Source organism: Nguyenibacter vanlangensis (assembly GCF_013376155.1).
GTDB classification, from domain to species: domain Bacteria; phylum Pseudomonadota; class Alphaproteobacteria; order Acetobacterales; family Acetobacteraceae; genus Gluconacetobacter; species Gluconacetobacter vanlangensis.
In genome coordinates, this window is record NZ_JABXXP010000088.1 from 1 (window position 1) to 8206 (window position 8206).

Consider the following 8206-nt stretch of genomic DNA (forward strand, 5'->3'; position numbering starts at 1 on the left):
AGGGGCCGGACCTGCAGTTGCAGCGCCTGCTGCGCCGTAGCGGCCAGGCGGTGCCCGACCTGGCACCAGTGCTGGAGATCAATGCCGCCCATCCGCTGATCCGCGACCTGGCGGCGCGGGTGGCGCGGGACGAGGCGATCGATGACGTCGCGCTGATCCTGCTGGATGTGGCGCGCATCCAGGACGGCGAGAGCCCCAAGGACCCGGCGGGCTTCGCCAGCCGCCTGACCGCGACCCTGGCCCGGGCCGGCGTCTGATTTGATGGCTTTTCGGGGGCGCGCGCGGTTTTAGGCCGCGCGCCCTTCCATGACTCTCCGGATCGTCCTGGCCGGCGGCTCGCCGAATGTTTCGGCGTAATAGGCCGAAAAGCGCCCGAGATGAAAGAAGCCGCATTCCATCGCGATATGGGATACGCCCCGCCGCGCCAGATCGGGTGCCAGCATGGCGCGTCGCGCGCGGTCCAGGGCTCGCTGGCGCAGCCACGCGCGCGGTGTCATGCCCGTTACCTGTTGGAAGGCGGATCGGAGAATATAGGCCGGGATACCGATCTGCTGCGCAATGGCGGCGACGGAGAGGAACGTTTCGTCGGATTCGTCGATGACGTGGCGAGCCCGGGAGAAAACGCTATATGCGAACGTCCCGCGCAGGGGGGCGGGATCCGCGCCGCGACCGGCACATGACACCATCTCTGAAACGCGGTCAGTCACGAGACCGGAGATAATAGTGTCGAGCTGTCCCGTGGCGCACTGGGCGGTATCCGACGCGGCCGACATCAGCGCCGCGAGCCAGCCCGCCATGTAGGGCGTTTCCGGATAGGCGGATACCGGCATGACGCCACTGAATCGTCGGGGGTCGAATTCCGGCAGCGCCACCCGCTCGATCAGAATATAATAGGCGTGACAATCTTCCTTGCCGACCGCGGTGATTTCATGCCCCCCGACATGGAGGAATGCCTTGTCGTGGCGTTGCCGGCCGTTGATCAACCCGCCGCCGCTGGCGTGGAGCGGCAGCACGATGGCGATGCTGTCCGGTGGGGGGCTGGTGGTCTGACCGATGGAGACTTTTATCGTCTCCTCGATGATCGAGACATGCCCGAACGACGCGATCTTGACCGCGCCCTCGAACGCACCTCTCCCCAGTTGCATGTAGCGCTGTTCCCAGCCTGGCAGGGCCGTCTCCTGTTCGGACGCATCGGCGAACCTTTGCATCCTGAAACTCTGTGACATTTTCGCGCCCTTCACCATTTCATATGAGCAACGTATCGAATGCACAATAATTGTGCAATTAAATTTACGAAGCTGGATATTGCCCTCTCACCCGACCTGCTACCCACAAAAAAATGCAGTCGCGGAGAGAGATTTTGATGGGTAAAATGATCACCGCCGGTTCGTGGCTGATGTTCCTGGCCCTGTTTCCCGTTGCCGTTCATGCCGATGACGCATCGTTCGTACCCGAAACCGTCTCGGTCAAGACGCGGATGTCGCCGGGTCCCAATGTCGTCGTCAACCAGATGGGGATGGCGAGCAGCACGCTGTACATCTATTCGGCGCGGGACCTGACCCTGAAAGGGAGTGTCAGTGGGGGTGGGTGGGGACTGTCCACGCTCTCGCGCGACGGGAATACCGCCTATATGGCGTCCAGCTTCTTCAGCCGTATTACCTATGGAACCGGAGAAGACGTCCTTCAGATCTTCGACGTACCCACCAATACGGTAAAGAAGGAAATCCGCCTTCCATTCAAGATCACGCAATATACGCCCGATGCCGCGCAACTGCGCCTGAGCGCGGATGAAAAGTTCATCTATGTCCAGAACGCGACTCCGGCGACGTCCGTTACCGTCGTCGATCTGGTAAACGACAAGGTTCTGCAGGAAATACCGCAGCCGGGCTGCTATGGCATCTATCCTACCCTTCAGGGGCATGGTTTTTCCACCATCTGCACCGATGGCAGCTTCATGACGTTCACCCTGGGGGCGGACGGTTCGACCTTTACGTCACGGAGAAGCGAAAAGATCTTCGACGTCGACAATGACCCGATCTATCTGGCGTCGGCGCGGGCGGGCGGGGACCTGCTGTTCATTTCCTACAACGCCAACATATATCGGCTGTCGGACCAGAGCGGCGTGATCAGGACCGTCAGCGTTACCAGCCTGACGCGGGGGATTCCCGGCAACTGGGGCACTTCGGGCTATGGTGTCCTCGGCTACAACGCAGCCAATAATGTTCTGTTCGTCCCGATGTATCCCAATCATCATGAGGGTACGCATCATCGTGGCGGCAAGCAGATCTGGGCCTATGACCTGACGCGCAGGACGCTGCTTTCGCGCTCTCCGGTGGACGATATTTCAACGATCGCCGTCAGCACGGGAGAAAAGCCGGTCCTCTACGGCCTGAATATGGATAAGAATCTCATCGAGGAATATGCCGCCGATAAAAAACACGGTTTCTCTCTCAGCAAGACGGCCGAGCATACGGATTTCGGTTTCGCCACGATGATCATGGGCGATCTGTAATGCATGCCGGCGCCCCATCGGACCTGTCGCTCTCTCTCGTTGTCTTCATTCTGCTCGTCTTCCTGCGGGCGGGCGGGCACAAGCTCTTCGACTTTGCCGTATTCACCGGTTATGTCGCGGATTACCGGATCATTCCGGAAGTGTTTCTGTCTGTCGCCTGCGGCGTGCTCGTAGCGGCTGAACTGCTGGTGGTTCTGCTTCAGGTCGTCCCTGGCGGCCGGATTTTCGGACTGGCTCTGGCCGGCGGATTGCTGGCGGCCTACGCCCTCGGCATGGCGGTCAATATCGTTCGTGGACATACCGATATCGAATGCGGATGTGGTGGCGCGGTCCAGCATTTGTCCTGGTCGTTGGTCGTTCGAAATTGTCTTCTTATGGCAATGACTGGCGTCGCGATGGCGTATCCATCGCATGGATTTGACGCTTTCAGTTCCGGAATCGCCGTTCTCTGCGGAGTCTCGTTCTGGATCGTGTTCCTGCTCACAGAGCAGATTCTTGCCAATTCATCATTGGTCCGTCTTACGCGGCAAGACGGCGGATTCGTGAGAACCTGATATGACGCTTATCATTTTCATCCTGGCGGTCATCGTCCTTCTTCTGGTGGCGCTCGCGCTCTGCCTGCTCGCGCTGGGCCGGCAGGTGGGTATTCTGTTCGAACGCATTGCGCCCATGGGCGCGCTGGTGAACGATTCGGGGCCTGCCGTCGGCCAGCAGTCACCCCCTTTCACCCTTGCCAGCCTGACGGGCGGCACGGCTGTCATCGGGCGTGGAGCAACGCGCGCGACGCTGGTGTTCTTTCTGTCTCCGACCTGTCCCGTCTGCAAGAAGTTGCTTCCTATCATCCAGTCGATCCGCAAGGCCGAAGGCAGTTGGCTGGATGTGGTGCTGGCCAGCGACGGAGAGCGCGCGCAGCACGCGCGGTTCATCGAGAAAGCCGGCCTGGGGAGCTACCCTTATGTGGTCTCGGCCGAGCTCGGGATCGCCTATCGGGTCGCGCGTCTTCCGTACGCGGTCCTGCTCGACCGGGACGGCATCATTCGTGCCAAGGGGCTGATCAACAGCCGTGAACAGTTCGACAGCCTGCTCAACGCATTCGAGATGAAATTCGGCTCTATCCAGTCCTATCTCGACGCGCAACCAGCGGCATAGAAACAAGCATTTTCAGAACCGTATCCCCTGCCACAGTCCATGATCTGAAACATGAAAGGAGTTCCACCGGATGGCCAAGCGGGTCGATAATTGGGTTGAATGGATGGATGGCCTGGCCGAGGCCGGCATGCGCCGTATCGCCAGCATGTCCGGACGCCGCAGCCTGCTCCACAAGGCGGGGACAATCTTCGTCGGCGGCGCGATCCTGCCGATGCTGCCCTATGACAATTCGAATGGCGTGTCCCATGCCGCGGAACCGCAGGCGGGCGGCACGATTCCCGACGATTGCCAGTATTGGCGCTATTGCTCGCTGCATGGCGGGCTTTGCAGCAAATGCGGCGGCAGCGTGACCCAGTGCCCGCCGGGAACCACGCCGTCGAAGGTGGCCTGGGTCGGCACGTGCCGTAACCCCAGGGACAACAAGGATTATCTTGTTTCATACAACGATTGTTGCGGGAAGGCGGGCCAATGCGGGGATAGCTGCACGCGGCAGGAGCGCGACCGTCCGGGCTATCGCATGGGCCTGGCCAGTGAATCGAGCTGGTGTGTCGCCAACGGTCAGCAGGGGGTCCATTGCACGGTCGCCATCGTCGTCGGGCTGGCGGAATGAGATCGCGCTTTCTCTTCGCGATGATCGCGATCGCGTCGTCATCGCCGGCCTTTGCCGGCGATGAGGGGAAGGCGCTCTATCTCGAGACGTGTTCGGGTTGCCACCAGGCGTCGGGGCAGGGGCAGCCGGGTCTCGCGCCGCCGCTGTCCGATCGCGCATTATGGGGCGGGCTGGGCGATGCGAAAGCGCGCTATATCGCCGCGGTCATGCTGAGCGGCCTGAACGGAACGATCGACGCACAGGGCAATCGATATGAGGGTCTCGCCATGCCGCCGCAATCGCAGTTGAGCGATGGGCAACTGGCATCCGTCGCGACCTATGTCCTTGACGGCCTGAATGGCGCGGACGCGCATGTGGCGGCCGATCTGCTTGCAGCCCTTCGTCAGAAGCCGCTGTCTCATTCGGAGATCAGGGCAATGCGTGCGGCCGCGGTCAAATGAGACGCCAATCCGTCCTTCTGGCCGCGATCCTGCTTTTCTCGGGCAACGCGCTGGCGGAACCATCGGCGCGCACGCGCTATCTGCTGAAATGTTCCGGCTGCCATCTTCCCGACGGATCGGGAGAAATATCCGGCGGAATTCCGAATTTCGTCGGGCAGGTCGGCGTATTCGCGGACCTGCCGGAGGGACGAGCCTATCTGATGCATGTTCCGGGCGTGATCGGGTCGAGCCTGGATGACAGGGAAATCGCGGAGGTCATGAATTATATCATGAAGAGTTTCGCGGGTGCATCCCTGGGTCGAGATTACAGATCGTTCTCTCCGCAGGAAGTTTCCGCGCTTCGGAAAGAAGATATCGGAAACCTGGTGGAATACAGGCGAAAAGTGGCGGCGCTGCTGAAGCGGCGCGGCGTCGCTCTTCCCGCCTATCCCTGGCCGTAGGACGCAATCCACCCGCAGTCGATATGGCTGCGTGACATCCCGCCTGACGGGCAGCGTTTTCCGTTACGGACTGACGGCATGGGCGATCGTGCAGGCATCCCGCTTGAATCGGATTGCGTATTCAGGAAAACAATGATGAAGAAGTCGTTTTTTCTTACCTCTCGTGTGACGTCCGGTCGATACGCGCGAATGGACGAACACGGAATTGTCGTGCGCCCTGGTCGCGGCCTTGCCCGAAACAGGGGGCTCCGTCGGCCAGCGCCGCTCGGCCTTGCGTTTCTGCTTACGGCATCCGTCAGCCTGTCGGCCTTTGCCGCCGATCCTGATGTTGCGAAACCGTATCAGAAGCGGGCCCATAGCCAGGCGCGTGCCCATCCTGTCCGGCGCGCCGCCTCCTCGCCCGCGGCGGAGAGTATATCGCCCAAGGACGAGACGATCCAGGTCAGTGCGTCCCGTTTCCGGTCGCATGGCGCGGAGGCGATGGTCACGCGGCGCGTCATGGACCAGTTCGTGTCGGGAACCAGTCCGTTGAAGATCCTCTCGGCCACGACCCCGGGGGTGACGTTTGCCTCGGACGACGCTTTCGGCCTCGATACCGCCGCCAATACGCTTTATATTCGCGGCTTCGACCAAAGCCAGATTGCAGGAACGCTTGATGGAATCCCCATGGGTGACCAGGGATTTCTTCAATATAACGGATTGAGCGTGGACCAGGCCGCAATTCAGGACAATATCGTGGCCATGAGCGTGTCGCAGGGCGGCGGCGCGGTCGATGTGCCGTCGTTGCAGAATCTGGGCGGGGCTATCCAGTTCCATACGGCCGATCCGGATGACCGGATGGGGGGACGCGCCACGCAGATGTTCGGAAGCAATAATGCCGTCCGGACCTTCGTGCGCCTCGACAGTGGAAAGCTCAACGCGAGCGGTACCAAGTTTTTCGTGTCCATGGCCCGGACGGACAATGACAAATGGAAAGGATATGGCAGCCAGTTGGAGGAGCAGGTCAACGCAAAACTGGAACAGCCCGTAGGCGATATCGGGACAATTACTGCCCTTTTCAACTGGTCATCGTTCCGTCAGTTTAATTATCTTAATATCGATATGAATATGTTCCGGACGTTCGGGACGAGTCTGGATTATCTATACCCCAACTATGCGGTTGCCTATAATGCGGCTCTGGGGATCTATCCGGCCGCCTATCAGGCTCTTGGGAATGCGTCCGATGAAGCGAATGCGACCTATCTGGACGGCGCGCAGACCCAGGAAAACGACATCATGGGTCTTATCGGCGATTTTCACCTGACGTCGCGTCTCAGTTCGAAGACTATTCTCTATAGTCAATTGTCAAATGGCGACTATGAAGCGACCCAGCCCTTTGCGTCCCCGAACGGCGCGCCGTTCGCGCAGGTGGATGGCAAGCCCGACATGCGGCGAATCGGATTTACCGAAGCCCTGACTTATGAGATCGGGCGAAATGTCGCGAAAACCGGCATCTGGTACGAGAATAATTCTTTTTCCTTTCCCAACTATCTCTATCAGCAGCCCTTGCTTGGAGAGGGGCCGCCGCGCAATCCGCTCGGCCCGTTCCATGACCCGTTCGCCGAGGAACTGGATGACCGGTTCAATTCCAACACGTTTCAGTACTATTTGCAGGATACCTATGAGATATTTCGGAACCTGCACATTGCCGCGGGATTTCGCTCTGTTCTCCAGACGACATATGGTGGCGCCAAGCAGAACGATCCCGACCTGACCGGGCAGGATGCGCTGCCGGATGGGTCCCTTACGGCGTCCAATGCGTTTCTTCCGCATTTTTCCATCAATTACCGGATCAATCCACATAACGAGCTTTACCTGGACATTGCCGAAAACATGCGCGCGTATACGTACAACCCGTGGTTTCTTGGCAATGGCGGCGCCTGGTCCGTGGGGAATCAACAGCAGTTTCTGGAAAACAGGAATGATATCAAACCGGAGAGAACCTGGAACTATGTCATCGGCTACCGCTATGGAAGCAGGGCTGTGGACGTCACGGCCGATATCTATCATGTCGATTATTATAATCGTCTCTTGAATACCGAAGCGGGCTCGCCTCTTCAGCCGATCAGCACATTCGTCAACGCGGGACGTGAGGAAGTCAATGGCGGAGATGCCTCGGTTACGATCCGCCCCTTTGCCGGTCTGGAAATCCTCAATACGGCCAGTTACACGGACGCCGAGTACCGGGGCGATATCAATTATGAGGGCGCGAATGTCAGTTTGAAGGGTAAAAATCAGGTCGCGTATCCTCGGTTTATTTATAAAGCCAATGCATCGTACACCTACGGGACGTTTCAGATGAATTTCAATGCGACGTATACCGGCAGACGCCCGCTTTCCTATGTCAACGATGTTTATGTGCCGTCCTACTGGGTGGCGGGTCTTTCCGGCACCTATGGTTTCGGGCGTATCGGCTTCGCCCGGCATGTCCAGGTGAGTTTTGGCGTCACCAACCTGTTCAATTCCGCCTATATCGGTGGATTGGGCATTTCCGGTTTCCCCGTTTCCGGCGATTATCCGACGCTGTTCATCGGGGCGCCGAGACAATATTTCGGAACGGTTTCCGCCCAGTTCTAGAGCATTTCCGCTGAACACCGGTTCAGCGGAAATGCTCGGGGTTTTTCCTGGCAGCGTGCCGTCCGTTGGGGTATGGTTTTCGACGATGGTACGCCCGGCACAGTCGGACGGAGCCTTGCGGCCGTCTCGCCTTGCTTTGCGCGGGGTTGAAAACCGGGGGCGCCGGTGCTTCCCTGCGCGGCTTTCCAGATCAACGGAACTCGGCGGCATGAAGATCGGCAACGTACCCTATCGCAGCGTGTGGGTGGATCAGCAGGATGGCTGGTCGGTCCATATTTTCGACCAGACCCGCCTGCCGTGGGAGCTGGACATCCTGCGCCTGACCGAACGGGACCAGGTGGCCCGCGCCATCGTGACGATGCAGGTGCGCGGCGCGCCGCTGATCGGCGCGGTCGCGGCCTATGGCCTGGCGCTGGCGTTGCGCGCCGATGCCGGCGAC

8 protein-coding genes and 2 pseudogenes are annotated in these 8206 nt (G+C 59.7%); 9 read left to right on the forward strand and 1 reads right to left on the reverse strand.

Annotated features, from left to right (window positions below; all coding sequences use genetic code 11):
- Nucleotides 1-257 (forward strand): annotated as a pseudogene (locus HUK84_RS06985) (molecular chaperone HtpG); the annotation flags it as partial.
- Nucleotides 258-287: 30 nt separating this feature from the next.
- Here the strand turns inward: HUK84_RS06985 and HUK84_RS06990 are convergent.
- Nucleotides 288-1208 (reverse strand): helix-turn-helix domain-containing protein, encoded by a 921-nt coding sequence (locus tag HUK84_RS06990; RefSeq protein ID WP_176639643.1) that lies wholly within the window; start codon nucleotides 1206-1208, stop codon nucleotides 288-290.
- A 155-nt stretch (nucleotides 1209-1363) separates the two neighbouring features.
- Here HUK84_RS06990 and HUK84_RS06995 point away from each other — a divergent pair, with 155 nt between their 5' ends.
- From HUK84_RS06995 to HUK84_RS07030, 8 genes and pseudogenes are all read left to right on the forward strand, one after another.
- Entirely contained in the window at nucleotides 1364-2512 is a 1149-nt protein-coding gene (locus HUK84_RS06995; RefSeq protein WP_176639644.1) for an amine dehydrogenase large subunit, read from the forward strand.
- Nucleotides 2512-3066 (forward strand): MauE/DoxX family redox-associated membrane protein, encoded by a 555-nt coding sequence (locus HUK84_RS07000; RefSeq protein WP_176639645.1) that lies wholly within the window; start codon nucleotides 2512-2514, stop codon nucleotides 3064-3066. Before HUK84_RS06995 ends, HUK84_RS07000 begins: the two co-directional genes overlap by 1 nt.
- Nucleotide 3067: 1 nt before the next feature.
- Nucleotides 3068-3661: a methylamine dehydrogenase accessory protein MauD gene (gene mauD, locus HUK84_RS07005; RefSeq protein WP_176639646.1), complete on the forward strand. Its 594-nt coding sequence runs from the start codon at nucleotides 3068-3070 to the stop codon at nucleotides 3659-3661.
- Nucleotides 3662-3731: 70 nt separating this feature from the next.
- Complete coding sequence (locus HUK84_RS07010; protein WP_176639647.1) at nucleotides 3732-4271, forward strand: methylamine dehydrogenase light chain; 540 nt, start codon at nucleotides 3732-3734, stop codon at nucleotides 4269-4271.
- Nucleotides 4268-4711 (forward strand): c-type cytochrome, encoded by a 444-nt coding sequence (locus tag HUK84_RS07015; protein ID WP_176639648.1) that lies wholly within the window; start codon nucleotides 4268-4270, stop codon nucleotides 4709-4711. The genes HUK84_RS07010 and HUK84_RS07015 overlap by 4 nt, the downstream gene beginning before the upstream one ends.
- On the forward strand, nucleotides 4708-5151 hold the full coding sequence (locus HUK84_RS07020; protein WP_176639649.1) for a c-type cytochrome: 444 nt from the start codon (nucleotides 4708-4710) through the stop codon (nucleotides 5149-5151). Before HUK84_RS07015 ends, HUK84_RS07020 begins: the two co-directional genes overlap by 4 nt.
- A 78-nt stretch (nucleotides 5152-5229) precedes the next feature.
- Nucleotides 5230-7767 (forward strand): TonB-dependent receptor, encoded by a 2538-nt coding sequence (locus tag HUK84_RS07025; RefSeq protein ID WP_246285491.1) that lies wholly within the window; start codon nucleotides 5230-5232, stop codon nucleotides 7765-7767.
- A gap of 208 nt (nucleotides 7768-7975) precedes the next feature.
- Nucleotides 7976-8206, forward strand: a pseudogene (locus HUK84_RS07030) (S-methyl-5-thioribose-1-phosphate isomerase); the annotation flags it as partial.

Excerpts from the sequence above, each read along its gene's own strand:
- HUK84_RS06990 (WP_176639643.1), bottom strand. The coding sequence starts at position 1,208 with ATGCAAAGGTTCGCCGATGCGTCCGAACAGGAGACGGCCCTGCCAGGC.
- HUK84_RS06995 (WP_176639644.1), top strand. The coding sequence starts at position 1,364 with ATGGGTAAAATGATCACCGCCGGTTCGTGGCTGATGTTCCTGGCCCTG.
- HUK84_RS07000 (WP_176639645.1), top strand. The coding sequence starts at position 2,512 with ATGCATGCCGGCGCCCCATCGGACCTGTCGCTCTCTCTCGTTGTCTTC.
- mauD (WP_176639646.1), top strand. The coding sequence starts at position 3,068 with ATGACGCTTATCATTTTCATCCTGGCGGTCATCGTCCTTCTTCTGGTG.
- HUK84_RS07010 (WP_176639647.1), top strand. The coding sequence starts at position 3,732 with ATGGCCAAGCGGGTCGATAATTGGGTTGAATGGATGGATGGCCTGGCC.
- HUK84_RS07015 (WP_176639648.1), top strand. The coding sequence starts at position 4,268 with ATGAGATCGCGCTTTCTCTTCGCGATGATCGCGATCGCGTCGTCATCG.
- HUK84_RS07020 (WP_176639649.1), top strand. The coding sequence starts at position 4,708 with ATGAGACGCCAATCCGTCCTTCTGGCCGCGATCCTGCTTTTCTCGGGC.
- HUK84_RS07025 (WP_246285491.1), top strand. The coding sequence starts at position 5,230 with ATGGGCGATCGTGCAGGCATCCCGCTTGAATCGGATTGCGTATTCAGG.